Origin of the sequence: Kitasatospora sp. NPDC094019 (genome assembly GCF_044764505.1) — a bacterium.
Lineage (GTDB): Bacteria > Actinomycetota > Actinomycetes > Streptomycetales > Streptomycetaceae > Kitasatospora.
The window spans coordinates 285138-299825 of the sequence record NZ_JBIWIF010000001.1 but is presented as its reverse complement, the minus strand read 5'-3'; the positions used below and the strand labels follow the sequence as shown (position 1 = coordinate 299825).

Sequence of the window (14688 nt, the reverse complement as noted above, 5' to 3'; positions counted from 1 at the left end):
GTCATTGCGGGTGGGCGGGAAGTCGCCGGGCTGCGTTGGCAGGTGCGACGGGGTCCCTCCCGGAGGTCGTGGTGTCGGCGGCTCCTGCGGTGGTCGCAGGAGCCGCCCGGTGTTCACGGCTGGGTGGGGAGTTCGCCGGTGCGGACGGCGGCGAGGAACGACGTCCAGGCAGTGGCGGTGAAGGTGAGGGTAGGTCCGTGAGGGTCCTTGCTGTCACGGATGGGGACTATGTCCGGCAGCTCGTCGGCGACCTCTATGCAGTCGCCCTGACCATTGCTGTAACTGCTCTTGCGCCACTGCTTCATTGCTCGTACTCCTCTGCAACTTTCCTCAACCAAGTGATGGATTTCTCGGGCTGTACTGATGCGGCCATGAGGCGAAGGAATGTGTCGTCGTGTCTTGCGACCTCGGAGGGCCGTTCCGCATAGGTGCTGCTCGTTGTTGCCTCGGAGTAGGCCACGCTGCCGGGAATGTCACTGAATGACAGGACCGAGAACGATGAGCCCATGGCCGCGTGTGCACCTGCCGCGAACGGAAGAATCTGGATGGTGATGTTGGGGCGCTCGTCGGCCATGGTCGCGAGATGGTTCAACTGCTCAGCCATGGACGAGTCGTCGCCCACGGGGCGCCGAATGACAGCCTCGCCGATGATGGCCCAGAACTGGGGCGGATCCTGCCGCTCAAGGATCTGCTGGCGATCCATCCGGAGAGCCACGCGGCGCTCGATCTCGGGAGTGGACTCCGTTGGATTCATGGCTCGGATGACGTGCCTGGCGTATGCCTCCGTCTGCAGGAGTCCCGGGACGAGCTCGCACTGGTACGTGACGATCTTCGTGGCATCCGCCTCGAAGCCGACGTAGGCCCGAAACCAGTCGGGCAGGGCGTCACCGTAGGCGTGCCACCAGCCCTGTTGCCGACTCTGCCTCGTGAGTTTCAGGAACTGCTTCACCTCTTCGGGTGAAGTAATCCCGTAATGCGTCAACAGCTTCGCCGCGTCGCGCTCTTGTAGTGACACGAGGCCACTCTCGATCCGGCTCAGCTTGGAGGCGGACCAGCCGAGGGCGGCGGCCACGTCCTTGGCGCTCATGTCGCGTGACGAGCGCAACTTGCCAAGCTCACCGCCGAGCCTACGCCGCAGCACGGTCGGACTGCTCACTCGTCACACTCCCTGCCTGTTCGGGTTCTTGCATAGTCTGCCACCCCTCTTCGAGCCTCAACCATGATGGCAGAGACTGCAATTGCAGATCAGATGCGCTTGCGCACAATCAGCTGCGAGGTGCACACTACATGAAGTGACGAACCGGGCCCTCTGAGTGATCAAGCGGCCGGTCGCCGGGCATCCCCATGCCCCAACTCCCTGTACGCGGAAGGTGAATCCGCCATGTCCTCCTGCAACTCCTCCCCCTCTCCCTCCTCCTCCCTCTCCGCCTGGCTGCCGCGTAGCCGGCGCTCGCCCGGGGAGGCGCGGCGGCTCCTCGGAAACCTGCTCGCCGCCGCTCCTGGGGGCGAACGCTTCTTCGATGCCGGGCAGTTGCTCGTCAGCGAACTCGTGACGAACGCCGTCCTGCACGGCACACCGCTGGGGCGCCGGGTCCACCTCGTCCTCGATGTCGACCGGCGGCGGCTGCGGATCGAGGTGCACGACGCGCGCGGCGAACGGGGGCCGGTGCTGCGGGCGGTGTCGGGCGAGGACGAGTCCGGGCGCGGTCTGGTGCTCGTCAAGTTGCTGGCGCAGAGATGGGGTTGCTGCCCCCGCGAGGGCGTGGGGAAGATCGTCTGGGTGGAGATCGCGCCGTAGTCCGACAGCGAAGGAACGGCGGATTCCGGCCGTTGGGACGGTGGTTGGTGCACGGCTTCCGCGGAACGGGTGACCCGTCAGGCTCGTGGCACTCCGGGCGCCCCGGGTTGCGGGGGCGAATCGGCAGTACAAGGCAACCCTGACGACAATTCCCCTGTCATATGCGGAACTTCACACTCCCTCCCTATATTCGCCGAGGCACATCCCGGCCGCGGGTCACAGCGGCACGTTCTGCCACCACCGACAACGAGGACGGAACCATCGTGCGCAGGAACACCAAGAGGATCAGCCTGGCCGGCTGTCTGCTGGCCGGCGTCGCCGCGGCCGCGGTCGTCACGGCGCCGGCCGCGAGCGCGCAGAGCGGCTCGCCGACCCGGCTCGACAGCATCAACTGCAGCACCGGGTCGTTCGGCCAGGACGGCACCCAGTGGTACTACAACGTCTCCTGCTCGGCCACCGGCACCACCAAGTGGTGGGTGAACATCAGCTGCTCCGACAACTCCACCCGGACCGTCGGCCCGTACACCACCTTCCTGAACGTCCGCGTGTACTGCCCGCCGAACACCACCCCCAAGCAGGGCTGGGTCAGTTACACCCCGTGACGCCGTGATCGACCGCGCCGCCGCCCTGGCTCAGGGGGCGGCGGCGCGACCGTGCCGCACGCCGGCGGCTACGCCCGGCGCAGTCCCAACTCTCCCGCGCGCAGGCCGGCCTGGAAGCGGGAGCCGGCTTCGAGCCGTGCCATCAGTTCGGACACCCGCCGCCGGTAGGTGCGCAGCGAGACGCCGAGCCGCCGGGCCGCCACCTCGTCGGTGAGCCCGGAGGCGAGGGAGCGGAGGATCGTGCGGCCGTCCGTGTCGAGGTGCGGGGCGTCGCCGGACAGGTAGACGTCGAGGTCGGCGGCGCTGTCCCAGGCGGCCTGGAAGAGCGCGTGCACGCCGTCGATCAGGGCCTGCGACGTGGTCACGGTGTACTCGCGGCCGGCGGGGTTCTCCCGGCCCGCCAGGATCATCACCCGCCGGTCGATGAGGATGGTCTCGTGCGGCAGCGGTGAGCCGCTGATCCGGACGAGGGCTCCCGCGCTCTGCACCAGCCGCAGGTGGACCCGGGCCTCCTCGTCGGCGAGGGCGACCGGGCTGAGGAGCTTGCGGGTGGTGAAGCCGGGCGCGGCGGCGTCCCGCATCCGGGTCCGGATCGCGGCCCTTGCCTCCGGTCGGGACCAGGTGCGGAGGTCCCTGGCCGCGCACAGGAACTCGGTCCGTGCGGACTCGAAGAGATGGCCGGCGCGCGCGGTCAGTTCCGCGTCGCCGTGGACCGTGAACACCTGCTCATTGCTCATCCGTCCAGTCTGGCAGCAACTGGCCACGGTCTCGCCGGGGTTCGCGGTGGCGGACAGCATGGGACGTATGACGACCACGACGACCACGACGACCACGACGACCACGACGACCACGACGACCACGACATTCCTCCTCGGCGGCGACCTCCCCGTCGACCGGCTCGGCCTCGGCGCGATGCGCCTCGCCGCCGGCACCTTCGACGGCCCGCCGCGGGATCCGGCGACCGGCATCGCGGTGCTCCGGCGCGCCGTCGAGCTCGGGGTGAACCACATCGACACGGCCGGCTTCTACAACCGCGGCGCGGTGCGCGCGAACGAACTGATCCGCCGGGCGCTGACCCCGTACCGGGACGACCTGGTGATCGCCACCAAGGTCGGTCCGCTGCCCGGTCCGGACGGTGTGCCGACCGGGCACGCGACGCCGGGTCAGCTGCGCGGACTGGTGGAGGCCGATCTGAGGGCCCTCGGACTGGACCGGCTGGACCTGGTCTACCTGCGGGTGGGCGGGCTGACCGGGCCGGACGCCGAGTCGGTCGCGGACCGGTTCGCGGCGCTCGCCGAGCTCCGCGAGCAGGGACTGATCCGGCACCTGGGCGTGAGCAACGTCAGCGCCGCCCAGCTCGCCGAGGCGCGGTCGGTCGCGCCCGTCGCGGCGGTGCAGAACAACTCGACCGAGAACGGTGCGGGGTTGCTGGCCGACTGCGAGGCGGCGGGTATCGCGTACGTGCCGTACTTCCCGCTCGGCGGGGGCCTGGTCCCGCTGGACCGCGAACGGCTCGGCCGGGTCGCCGCCCGGCTGGGCGCGACCACGTCGCAGGTGGCGCTCGCCGCACTGCTGGCGGAATCGCCGTCGGTGCTGGCGATTCCGGGTACCGGGTCGCTCGTCCACCTGGAGGAGAACCTCGCGGCGGGCGGTCTCGTGCTCGGTGCGGAGGACCTGGCGGAGCTGCGCGCCTGAGCGGGGCGCGGGGCGTGGTCCCGGCCGCGGCCGCGCGGTGCCCCGATCGGGGGCGACCGTTCCCGGGGACCTGCGCCGAGCCGGATCCGCGGGTGGTGGTGGTGGACGACCGGGGGCAGGCGCGCCTCCGGGGTCGAACCGATCGGGCGTGGGGGCCTCGATCCTCCCGAACCGGAGACGCGCCTGCCGTCGTGGCGGCCGTCGACCTCGGCCGCTGTCCGCGGATTCGGGTCAGAGCACCACGAAGGTGAAGGCGGTGGCGCGGTTCGCGTACTGGGCGACGTGCGAGCCGTTGCCGGCGAAGTCGCCCTGGATCGCCATCCACTGCTTGCTGTGCTGGACCTGGAGCGTGATCATGGGGGAGCCCGTGTCCTGGTTGCGCCAGAACTTCTGGTTGTCGCCGATGACGCCGTCGCAGCGGTCGACGGAGAACCAGTGCCCCTCCAACTGGTAGCTGTTCCAGAGGGTGATGCAGCGGCCGTCCGCCTTGGACCTGAAGACGTAGTCGGATTTCGGGTCAACGGCCGTGCGGCAGGCTTCCCACAGCTGGGTGGGCGCGTTCGTCCGCGGGCGCTGGTAGATCGCCTTGTCGGCGGCGGCGATGTCGTACTCCAGCGCCATGCCCGGCGTGGGTGTTTCGATCCGCAGGTAGTACCCGTCGCAGATCAACCCGTTCCAGGGCCGCTCGGTCACGCGCTGGGTGCCGGCGCTCGCGGGGCTCGTCGCCATGGCCGCCGTGACCAGGAGGATCGTGGTGGCGAGGGTGATCCTGACGGCCGTCCGGGCCCGGTGCGGGAAGCGCCGGGCGGCCCGGCGGACGCGGGGTGATGTGCCGGTCATGGTGGGCTCCTTCGTCCGTTCGCGCTTCATCGGGTGATCAGCACCCCAACCGCATCTGGGCGACGCGGCGCAGGGTGGCGGCGGGCTCCGGCACGGTGCAGACGACCGTGCCGATCTCGGGCGTCTCGTAGGTGGTGAACGTGCCGACGCCCTCCCTGAGCGCGTTGACCCACACGCCGGTGTTCGGGCCGGTCTCGGCGCACAGGTACTTCACCCAGGAGCCCTGCACCCGGCGGGTGCCGCGGTAGAGGCCGTAGTAGCCGGGTTTGTTGAAATTCCAGGTGGAGGTGATCTGGGAGGTCGTCGTGCTCGACGTGGTGCTCTGGACGGAGAAGCCGACCTTGGCCTGCACCTTGACGAAGAGCACGGAGAAGCCGGCCGTGATCTCGGTGCTGGTGTTGACCGTGGTCGTGACCGAGTCGACCCGGGTCAGGGTCTCGGTGCGCTGGCCGGTCGTCCCCTCGGCGACGTTCACCGCCAGGAAGTCGGTGACCACGGGGTCGACCTGGGCGGCGGTGACCTCGATCCAGACCGGCTCGGTGGCCGGGTTGCAGGTGGTCGTCGGGGGCCGCCCGATCGGGGTGGCGTCGGCCGTTCCGGTACCGAGCGTGCAGACCATCGTGAGGGCGCTCAGGACCAGAGCGGTGTGGCCGGTGGTGCGGCGGAGGAAACCGGTGCGGTTCAGTGTGAACTCCTCGGGCTCATGGCGGAGAAAGGAATGTCACATACATGACAAGCAATGGCGCGGGGGCGGAGTGCTCCGGTGGTTCCCCCGCGCCCGGAGTCATCGGGAGTCTGTCATCGGGGAACAGGGCCCCGGTATCCCATGACTCTGGGGGGAGAACGGGGCCGTCCGGGGCGTCCCGGTGCGACGGGCCGGCGGTCGGCGCAGGATCCGGCCGGCCGCCGGCCACTGCCCGCGCGTCCGGCTCAGAGCAGGTGCCGCAGGTACGCCTCCGGCCGTTCCAGGTAGCGGCGCCAGTGGTCGACGATCGCGAGGTCCTTCCACGCGGTCTCCGCGATCCCGTGCTCGCCGACCTCCAGGACCGCCGCTCCCGGCACGGACGCCAGGATCGGGGAGTGGGTCGCGCAGACCACCTGGGCGCCGCCGCGGCCCAGCTCGGCGAGCAGGGCGACCAGCCGCAGGCTGGAGGTGAACGACAGCGCCGCTTCCGGCTCGTCCAGCACGTAGAAGCCGGGCCCCCGGAACATCGACTCGAAGACGGTGAGGAAACCCTCGCCGTGGCTCATCAGGTCGGTGCGCTCCTCCCAGTAGCCCGGCCAGCCCTGCTTCTCGTCCATCATCCGCATCGCCGTCTCGGCCCGCAGGAAGAAGCCGCGCCGCTTGGCGCGCGGGCCCGAGGCCATGGCGAGCCCGCGCGGGGTGTAGTCGAGGTGGAGGCGCCCGCCGAGAACGCTCTTCTCGCGCGGCGAGGCGTAGCGGGAGCCGCCGCGCCCGCCGTAGGAGTCCAGGCCGAACGCCTCCGCCACCGCCTCGACCAGGGTCGACTTGCCGCTGCCGTTCTCACCGACCAGGAAGGTCACGGGCGCGGGCAGTGCCACCCCGGCCCCGAGCAGCTCGCCCACGCAGGGCACCGTCCAGGGCCACTCGTCACGTTCCTCGGTACCGACGAGCTGGGGGTGGACGCGGATGCGGTCGACGATCACGGGCGGGCCTTTCCTGCGGGCAGTGCTGTCCCGAGGCTAGGCGGTGGGTCCGACACGAACGGTCACTGGACGACGAGGGTGCCCGTCATGGTCGGGTGGACGTCGCAGTGGAACGGGTACGAGCCGGGGGCGGTGGGGGCGGTGATGGTGGCCGACCGGCCCTGTTCCAGCAGGCCGGTGTCGAACGCCCCGGCGTTGGGCGCGATGGCGGTCAGGGTGTGACCGGTGGAGTCCTGGTTGGTGACCGTGATGCTGGTGCCCGGGGCGACGGTGAGGGTGGCGGGGCCGAACAGGAAGTCCTTGATCGTCACGGTCACCGCCCCGGCCGGCGCGGAGGAGGAGGCGGAGGACGAGGCGGCGGCGGGGGAGGAGGCGGCCGGCGAAGTGGCGGCCGGTGAGGAGACGGCAGGCGAGGAGGAGCCGCCCCCGCCCCCGCTGCCGCTCGAACAGCCGGCGGCCCCGAGCAGCAGCCAGGCCGACATCACGGCGGCCAGGGCGGTCCGGGAAGGACGGGGCGAACGGAACGAACGGCGGATCATCAGCGGCTCCAGCCTCACTACCTGCGGCGACCCGCCCACGCTAGAGCCCGCCGGACGGCTCTCGCAGCGGGCGCGCCGTGAACACCGCGGCGTCCTCCGGCACCCCCGACCGGTCCGCCCCGGCGTCGTCGCGGTAGCTCCACCGGAACGGCACCCCGCGCGCCAGCTCCGGGTCCGGCCCGTCCATCAGCTGGAAGTGCAGGTGCGGTTCGGAGGAGTTGCCCGAGTTGCCGCACTCGCCGAGCCGCTGCCCGGCCCGGACCCGGTCGCCGACCGTGACGCAGGGCGAGCCCCGGCGCAGATGGGCGAGGCCGGCCACCACGCCGTCGCCGAGGTCGAGCAGTACGAAGTTCCCCCACAGGTGCCGGGGCCGGCCGAGGCCGCGGACGAAGCCCTCCAGGTAGAGGTAGCCGAACGCGGGCAGGGATGCCCGCGACCAGTGGTCCCGCATCCGGGTCTCGACGGCGACCACGGTGCCGTCGGCGGGCGCCAGTACCGGCAGCCCGAAGGACGGGTAGCGCTCCGGGCGGTGGCCGAACGGCGCGAGCATCCGGAACGGCGGGCCCTGCGGCTCGCCCTCGGCGGGCGCGAGGACGAGGTCGATGGCGTAGGTCTGGGCGTGGCCGTGGGTGTGGCTGGGGACCTTGGTGGCCGGGCCGTTCCGCGCCGTCCAGCGGCCCTCGACCGGGACGTCGACCGGGCGCGGCTCCCGTTCGCCGCGCGGCCGCTGCCACCGGACCAGGGACCACCGCAGCAGTCCGCCGACGGCCAGCAGGGCGACCCCGGCCAGCCAGAGGGCACCGACGCCGCCGGTGCCGACCAAGGCGTTCAGCAGGATGCAGAGAGTGCCGGCGCCGAAGACCGGGCCGTGGTACTTCCGGAGGGTCGACAACGGCGGTGTCCTTCCGAGAGGGGCGTGTCGAGGGGGGCGTGCGGAGTGGAGCGGTGCCGCGCGGAGTGGTGCCGCACGGCGTCACGGTCCGGTGGTCAGACGCTGTCGGGCCCGTCCGCCGGGGCGGGCTCGGGGCCGGTGGCCGGGTCGCGGGTGAGCAGGTAGCGGGCGCCGGGGCCGGCCGCGCCTGCGCGGTCGGCGGCGTTGTAGAGCCCGCAGCGGGTGAGCGACAGGCAGCCGCAGCCGATGCAGCCGCTGAGCTTGGCCTTGAGCCGCTCCAGCTCGGTGATCTGCTCGTCGATCCGGCTCTGCCAGGACTGCGCGACGCCGTCCCACTCGGTGCCGCTGGGGGCGCGGTGCTCGGGGAGGCGGTCGAGGGCGACCTTGGCCTCGTCCAGGGAGAGTCCGACCCGTTGGGCGGCGCGGACGAAGGCGATCCGGCGCAGGGTGCCGCGGGTGTAGCGGCGCTGGTTGCCGGTGGTGCGGGTGGCGTGGATCAGTCCCAGTCGCTCGTAGTAGCGCAGCGCGGAGGTGGCCAGGCCGCTCCGCTCGGAGAGCTGGCCGATGGTGAGCAGGTCGTGGCGGCTCGGCCGGTTGGCGATCATGGGTGACACTGTAGCGCTTGACTTGAAGCCGACTTCAGGTTGCAGCATCGACGCATGACGAACCGCACCCGAACCACGAGCTCCGGTTTCGGCGAACTGCCGCACCTGATGGCGCTGATGACCGGAGACGAGAAGCACGGCCCGGCCGCGACCTCCACCCTGGACGCCCTCTGGGTGCTCTACGACCGGGTGCTGCGGGTCACCCCGGAGACGGCGCGGGCCCAGGACCGGGACCGCTTCCTGCTCTCCAAGGGCCACGGCCCGATGGCGTACTACGCGGTGCTGGCGGCCAAGGGCTTCCTCGACCGGGAGGTGCTGCCCAGCTTCGGCGCGTACGACTCGCCGCTCGGTCACCACCCGGACCGGCTGCTGGTCCCCGGGGTGGAGATCAGCTCGGGCTCGCTGGGCCACGGACTGCCGATCGGGGTCGGTACCGCGCTGGGCCTGCGCGCCCAGGGACTGGAGGACCCGGCGGTGTGGGTGCTGCTCGGCGACGCGGAGTTCGACGAGGGCTCCAACCACGAGGCGGTGGCCTTCGCCGGGGCCTACGGCCTGGACCGGCTGCACGCCCTGGTGATCGACAACTCCTCCGCCACGCACGGCTGGCGGGGCGGCATCGCGGCGCGCTTCGCCGCCGAGGGCTGGTCGGCGGAGACCGTGGACGGCCGGGACCACGAGGCCCTGTACGCGGCGTACACCGCCGCGCACCCGGGCCGGCCACGGGTCGTGGTCGCCCGCGTCGAACCGAAGAACTCCTGAGCCGGAAAGGGCCCGAACACCCATGGACACCATGCGCGACCGCTTCATCGAGGTCACTTCCGGCCTGCTGGACGAGGACCCCCGGCTCGCCGTCGTCCTCGCGGACATCAGCGCCGCGGCCTTCCAGAAGGCCGCCGAGCGGCACCCGGACCGACTGGTCAACGTCGGCATCCGGGAGCAACTGCTGATCGGCGCCGCCGCCGGACTGGCGCTGAGCGGGATGCGGCCGATCGCCCACACCTTCGCCAGCTTCCTGATCGAGCGGCCGTTCGAGCAGGTCAAGCTGGACCTCAACCACCAGGGCGTCGGCGCGGTGCTGGTGAGCGCGGCCGGCTCCTACGACTGGCCGGCCGGCGGCCGTACCCACATGGCGCCGGGCGACGTCGCCCTGCTGGACACCCTGGCCGACTGGACGGTGCACGTGCCCGGCCACCCGGACGAGGCGGAGCGGCTGCTGCGGCACGCGGTGGCCGACGGCGACCGCAAGGTGTACGTCCGGCTGTCCGCCCACCAGAACGAGCGGGCGGTGAAGGTCGAGCCGGGCCGGTTCGCGGTCGTCCGCGAGGGCGGCCGGGGCACGGTGGTCGCGGTCGGCCCGATGCTTGACGCCGTGCTCGCCGCCACCGCCAACCTGGACGTCACCGTGCTGTACGCGGCCACCGTCCGGCCGTTCGACGGCGCCGCGCTGCGGGCCGCCACCGAACGGCGGGCGGACGTGGTGCTGGTCGAGCCGTACCTGGCCGGGACCTCCGCCAACGCGGCGCACGAGGCGCTCGCCGACCGGCCGCACCGGGTGCTGCCCCTCGGTGTGCCGCAGGCCGAGCACCGGCAGTACGGGTCGATCCCGGAGCACCTGGCCGCCTACGGGCTGGACGCGCACGGTCTGCGGGAGCGGATCGACGGCTTCCTGAAGTAGCGCGGGCCACCGGCGCGCGCCTCCCGCGCGGGGACCGTCAGCGGCGGACCACCGCGACCGAGTCCGGATCGAGGGTCAGCCGGTCCCCGGAGCGGCGGTGGCCCCCGAACGCGGCCACCACCTCGCCGGCCGCCGGCACCGCGGCCGCCGCCGTCCCCAGGTTCACCGCCACCCGGTACGGCCCCCGGTGCACCACCAGCCAGCGGGCCTCCTCGTCGAAATCGGCCCGGACGGCCGCCAGATCGGGATCGGTCAGCTCCGGGTGCTCCCGCCGCAGCCGGATCAGGGTCCGGGTCCACTCCAGCAGCGCCCGGTGCGGTCCGCGCCTGGGCTCGGTCCAGTCGAGCACCGAGCGCAGCACGGTGGCCGGCTCCTGCGGGTCCGGCACCGATTCCGCCGACCAGCCGTGCTCGGCGAACTCCCGCCGCCGGCCCCGGCGGACGGCCTCGGCGAGGTTCGGGTCGGTGTGGTCGGTGAAGTACTGCCACGGCGTGGCCGCGCCCCACTCCTCGCCCATGAACAGCATCGGCGTGAACGGGGAGGTGAGCACCAGCGCGGCCCCGCAGGCGAGCCGGCCGGGGGCGAGGCTGGTGGAGATCCGGTCGCCGAGGGCCCGATTGCCCACCTGGTCGTGGGTCTGGAGGTAGCCGAGCAGCCGGTGGCCGTGGGCGGGCGGGAACGGGCGGCCGTGGTGGCGGCCCCGGAACGAGGACCAGCCGCCGTCGTGGAAGTACCCCCGGGTGAGGGTGCGGGCCACGGCGGCGAGCGGGGCGGCGGCGAAGTCCTCGTAGTAGCCCTGGGACTCGCCGGTCAGGGCGCAGTGCAGGGCGTGGTGGAAGTCGTCGCTCCACTGGGCGGCGAGGCCCTGTCCGCCGGCCTCGCGGGGGGTGGTGGTGCGCGGGTCGTTCAGGTCGGACTCGGCCACCAGGAACAGCGGGCGATTGGTCGCCACCGCCAACCGGTCGACCTCGGTGGCGAGTTCCTCCAGGAAGTGCACCGCCCGGTCGTCGGCCAGGGCGTGCACGGCGTCCAGCCGCAGGCCGTCGATCCGGTAGTCGCGCAGCCAGCCGAGCGCGCTGCCGATCAGATAGGCGCGCACCTCGTCGGAGCCGGGCGCGTCCAGGTTGACCGCCGAGCCCCACGGGGTGTGGTGCCGGTCGGTGAAGTAGGGGCCGAAGGCGGGGAGGTAGTTGCCGGCCGGGCCGAGGTGGTTGTGCACCACGTCGAGGACGACCCCGAGGCCCTTGCGGTGGGCGGCGTCGACGAAGCGCTTGAGGCCCTCGGGGCCGCCGTAGGGCTCGTGCACGGCCCACAGCGACACGCCGTCGTACCCCCAGCCGTGCTTGCCGGGGAACGGGCAGACGGGCATCAGCTCGACGAAGTCGACGCCCAGCTCGACCAGGTGGTCCAGTCGTTCGGCGGCCGCCTCGAAGGTGCCGGCGGCCGTGAAGGTGCCGATGTGCAGTTCGTACAGCACCGCGCCGGGCAGCGGGCGGCCGCGCCAGCCGGTGCGGGACCAGTTGAACGCGGCGTGGTCGACGGCGCGGCTGGGCCCGTCCGGGCCGTGCGGCTGCCGGGGCGAGCGCGGGTCCGGCATCGGGCGCCCGCCGTCGAGGACGAACGCGTAGTCCCCGGTTGGGGCCTCGCCCTGCCACCATCCGGCGCGGACGGCGTCCCGGGCCAGCGGATGGTGCGCGCCGTCGACCGCCACCTCGACCCGGTCGTCGGCGTTCGGTGCCCAGACCCGGTACCTCATGTCGTGCCCCTCCTGGTCAGCAGGACCACCGGCCGGTCGCCGGCCAGCAGTTCGCCCACCGGGACCGGACCCGACGGGAAATGACGATCCGTCAGTTCGTCCGTCCAGCCCTTCCCGGCGGGCAGGTGCAGCACGGTGTCGTGCCAGCCGCCGGTCCGGGCGAGCCGGTACGGCAGCCGGGTGACGGCGGTCAGGACGTCCGGGCCGCGCCCGAAGGCGAGCAGGTGGGCGGCGGCCGGGCCGACGGCGGTGAGCGGGTGGTGCGCGCCCAACTCCCTGGTGCGGCGCAGGTGCAGGGCGGTGGTGGTGAGGTGCAGCTTCTCCCGGGCCAGGTCGCCCGCGCGGGCGGTCGCGGAGTCGGTGAGCCGTACGGCCAGCGCGCCCAGGTCGACCGGGCGCCGGTTGTCCGGGTCGACCAGGGTGTGGAGCGGCTCCTCGCTGCCCTGGTAGAGGTCCGGCACCCCGGGCACGGTGAGGTGCAGCAGGGCGGCGGCGAGCGTGTTGGAGCGGGCGTACGGGGCGAGCGCGGCCACGTAGCCCTCGATCCTGGGCAGCAGCCCTGGATTGCCGAAGACGCCGTGGACGCGGTCGGCGAGGGCGCGTTCGAAGCGGACGTCCTGGGTGGTCCAGGAGGTGCGGAGCTTCGCCTCGCGGGCCGCCTTGAGCACGGCGGTGACCAGGCGCTCCGGGGTCAGCGGCCAGCCGGCGACCAGGGTCTGCCAGAGCAGCCAGTCACTGTCCGGGTCGTGGCCCGGGGCCGCGCCGGGACCGGCGGCGGTGCCGCGCCCGGCCGCCGTCGACCAGGCCGCCGCCTCGGCGGCCCACTCCCGGGGCTGCTCGGCCAGCACGGCCAGCCGGGCCCGGGCGTCGGCGCTGCGCTTGGTGTCGTGGGTGGAGAGCACCGTCATGGTGTGCGGCCAGTGCCGTTCGACGTAGTGGCACCAGGCGTGGAAGTCCTCCGGCCGCACCCCCGGCCGGGCGGGCTCGCCACCGACCTCGTTGAGGGACAGCAGCGCGTTCCAGCGGTAGAAGGCGGTGTCCTCGACCCCCTTCGCGGCCACCGCGGCGGCGGTCTGCCCGAACCGGACGGCGAACTCGTCCTGCTCGGGCCCGCGTCCGAGCGCGCCCGCCGCGAGTTCGGCGACGAACCGGTCGGTGGCGTCGGTGGGGCTCTCGTCGGCCGCGCGGGCGGCGCGCAGCTGCTCGGCGGAGGCCGTCGGCAACGGCTCCCCGGGGCGGACGTAGGGGCGGTACGCGGGGTACCCGGTCAGCAGTCGGCCCAACGCGGCGCGCAGCCGGTCCGGCGGGTGGTCGGCGTGCGCCGGGTGGGCGGCGCCGAGCCGGACGGCCAGCCGGACCAGCCGTTCCACCTCGGCGGACAGCTCGCCGCCGGGCCCGGTCATGTCGGCCCGTCCCCGCCGGGCGGCGGCCAGCGCCGGGTGCGGGTCGGCGCAGGGCTGGCCGGGGTCGGGGTCGGGGGCGGCGCACGGCTCGCCGGGGCCCGGGGCGGCGGCGTTCGGGCCGGCGGAGCCGGCGGCCAGGAAGGTTTCGTAGGCCCCGGCCAGGCGGCAGGCGCCCGCGTGGTCGGTGAGCACGCCGTCGATCCGGCGCAGCGCGTCGTACCCGGTGGTCCCGGCGCACGGCCAGTCGGCGGGCAGCCGCTCGTCGCCGGTGAGGATCTTCTCCACCACCGTGTAGGCCCCGCCGGTGGCCCGGGCCAGCCGTTCCAGGTAACCGCGCGGGTCGGCGAGCCCGTCCGGGTGGTCGATCCGGAAGCCGTCCAGCACGCCGTCGCGGTGCAGCCGCAGCAGCGTGCCGTGGGTCGCCTCGAACACCTCGGGGCGCTCCACCCGGACGGCGATCAGCTCGTTGACGGTGAAGAACCGCCGGTAGTTGAGCTCGGTGCGGGCCAGTCGCCACCAGGCCGGGCGGTACCACTGCCGGGCGAGCAGCTCGTTCAGCGGCAGTGACTCGGTGCCGGGGCGCAGCGGCAGCACGTGGTCGTGGTAGCGGAGGGTGCCGCCGTCCACGGCCAGCTGGTCGAGGACGGCGCCGAGCCGGTCGCCGAGCAGGGGCAGCAGCACCCGGCCGCGTCCGGGGGCGTCCACCGGGCCCGGCTGGGCGGTCCAGTCGATGTCGAACCAGTCGGCGTACGGCGAGTCGGGGCCGTTCCGCAGCACCTCCCAGAGCGGCCGGTTGAGGTGCTCGGGGACGGGGACCGCCATGTGGTTGGGCACCACGTCGGCGATCAGCCGCAGCCGGTGCCGGTGCGCCTCGGCGGCCAGCGCCCGCAGCGCCTCCTCGCCGCCGAGCTGCTCGGATATCCGGCCGTGGTCGACGGTGTCGTAGCCGTGGGTGGAGCCGGGTACGGCGGCCAGCAGCGGGGAGAGGTGCAGGTGGGAGACGCCGAGGGCGGCCAGGTAGGGGACGGCGGCGGTGGCGTCGCGCAGGGTGAAGCCGGGCTGGAGCTGGAGGCGGTAGCTGGCGGACGGCACGCCGACGGGGGCGGCGGCCGGGCGGGACTGCGCGGGCTCGGCGGCGTGGGTCATGACTCCATGCCTACCCGGCGGGGCGCGGGGGCAAGACCCGTTGCTGGCCCGAACAGGTGAGCGTCGGCG

General features: G+C 73.1%; 16 protein-coding genes. 5 read left to right on the top strand and 11 right to left on the bottom strand.

What is annotated here, in order from left to right:
* Positions 1 to 113: 113 nt before the first annotated feature.
* Positions 114 to 305: a DUF397 domain-containing protein gene (locus tag ACIQ9P_RS01425; protein WP_402347858.1), complete on the bottom strand. Its 192-nt coding sequence runs from the start codon at positions 303 to 305 to the stop codon at positions 114 to 116.
* On the bottom strand, positions 302 to 1156 hold the full coding sequence (locus tag ACIQ9P_RS01420; protein WP_402347855.1) for a helix-turn-helix domain-containing protein: 855 nt from the start codon (positions 1154 to 1156) through the stop codon (positions 302 to 304). Before ACIQ9P_RS01420 ends, ACIQ9P_RS01425 begins: the two co-directional genes overlap by 4 nt.
* A 225-nt stretch (positions 1157 to 1381) precedes the next feature.
* Here ACIQ9P_RS01420 and ACIQ9P_RS01415 point away from each other — a divergent pair, with 225 nt between their 5' ends.
* Together ACIQ9P_RS01415 and ACIQ9P_RS01410 are read left to right on the top strand one after the other, a co-directional pair.
* A complete protein-coding gene (locus ACIQ9P_RS01415; RefSeq protein WP_402347852.1) occupies positions 1382 to 1798 on the top strand; it encodes an ATP-binding protein in 417 nt (138 codons plus the stop codon).
* 263 nt (positions 1799 to 2061) lie between these two features.
* The gene (locus ACIQ9P_RS01410; protein WP_402347849.1) at positions 2062 to 2400 is read left to right on the top strand and encodes a hypothetical protein; all 339 of its coding nucleotides are present in this window, start codon (positions 2062 to 2064) and stop codon (positions 2398 to 2400) included.
* Positions 2401 to 2468: 68 nt separating this feature from the next.
* On the opposite strand, the gene ACIQ9P_RS01405 is transcribed toward ACIQ9P_RS01410, so the two are convergent.
* A complete protein-coding gene (locus tag ACIQ9P_RS01405) occupies positions 2469 to 3137 on the bottom strand; it encodes a DNA-binding response regulator (RefSeq protein WP_402347846.1) in 669 nt (222 codons plus the stop codon).
* Positions 3138 to 3204: 67 nt separating this feature from the next.
* On the opposite strand from ACIQ9P_RS01405, the gene ACIQ9P_RS01400 reads away from it, so the two are divergent.
* A complete protein-coding gene (locus tag ACIQ9P_RS01400; RefSeq protein WP_402347843.1) occupies positions 3205 to 4095 on the top strand; it encodes an oxidoreductase in 891 nt (296 codons plus the stop codon).
* A gap of 231 nt (positions 4096 to 4326) precedes the next feature.
* On the opposite strand, the gene ACIQ9P_RS01395 is transcribed toward ACIQ9P_RS01400, so the two are convergent.
* The 6 genes from ACIQ9P_RS01395 to soxR all read right to left on the bottom strand — a co-directional run bounded on the left by ACIQ9P_RS01395 (position 4327) and on the right by soxR (position 8639).
* Positions 4327 to 4935: an RICIN domain-containing protein gene (locus ACIQ9P_RS01395; RefSeq protein WP_402347840.1), complete on the bottom strand. Its 609-nt coding sequence runs from the start codon at positions 4933 to 4935 to the stop codon at positions 4327 to 4329.
* Between the two features lie 37 nt (positions 4936 to 4972).
* Positions 4973 to 5554 carry a hypothetical protein gene (locus ACIQ9P_RS01390; protein WP_402347837.1) on the bottom strand — a complete coding sequence of 194 codons (582 nt, stop codon included), beginning with the start codon at positions 5552 to 5554 and terminating at the stop codon, positions 4973 to 4975.
* Positions 5555 to 5865: 311 nt separating this feature from the next.
* Entirely contained in the window at positions 5866 to 6603 is a 738-nt protein-coding gene (locus ACIQ9P_RS01385; protein WP_402347834.1) for an AAA family ATPase, read from the bottom strand.
* 62 nt (positions 6604 to 6665) lie between these two features.
* Entirely contained in the window at positions 6666 to 7142 is a 477-nt protein-coding gene (locus ACIQ9P_RS01380; RefSeq protein ID WP_402347831.1) for a cupredoxin domain-containing protein, read from the bottom strand.
* Between the two features lie 40 nt (positions 7143 to 7182).
* Entirely contained in the window at positions 7183 to 8034 is an 852-nt protein-coding gene (locus ACIQ9P_RS01375; RefSeq protein WP_402347828.1) for a M23 family metallopeptidase, read from the bottom strand.
* Positions 8035 to 8129: 95 nt separating this feature from the next.
* Positions 8130 to 8639, bottom strand: coding sequence for a redox-sensitive transcriptional activator SoxR (gene soxR, locus ACIQ9P_RS01370; RefSeq protein WP_402347825.1), 510 nt, complete (start codon positions 8637 to 8639; stop codon positions 8130 to 8132).
* 54 nt (positions 8640 to 8693) lie between these two features.
* Between soxR and ACIQ9P_RS01365 the strand changes: the two genes are divergently transcribed.
* Positions 8694 to 9398 carry a transketolase gene (locus ACIQ9P_RS01365; protein ID WP_402347822.1) on the top strand — a complete coding sequence of 235 codons (705 nt, stop codon included), beginning with the start codon at positions 8694 to 8696 and terminating at the stop codon, positions 9396 to 9398.
* Positions 9399 to 9420: 22 nt separating this feature from the next.
* Positions 9421 to 10314, top strand: a complete 894-nt coding sequence (locus ACIQ9P_RS01360) for a transketolase family protein (RefSeq protein ID WP_402347819.1) — start codon at positions 9421 to 9423, stop codon at positions 10312 to 10314.
* Between the two features lie 37 nt (positions 10315 to 10351).
* Here the strand turns inward: ACIQ9P_RS01360 and treZ are convergent, their stop codons facing one another.
* Complete coding sequence (treZ, locus tag ACIQ9P_RS01355; RefSeq protein ID WP_402347816.1) at positions 10352 to 12070, bottom strand: malto-oligosyltrehalose trehalohydrolase; 1719 nt, start codon at positions 12068 to 12070, stop codon at positions 10352 to 10354.
* Positions 12067 to 14619, bottom strand: a complete 2553-nt coding sequence (locus ACIQ9P_RS01350; protein WP_402347812.1) for an alpha-amylase family glycosyl hydrolase — start codon at positions 14617 to 14619, stop codon at positions 12067 to 12069. The genes treZ and ACIQ9P_RS01350 overlap by 4 nt, the downstream gene beginning before the upstream one ends.
* Positions 14620 to 14688: the final 69 nt, after the last annotated feature.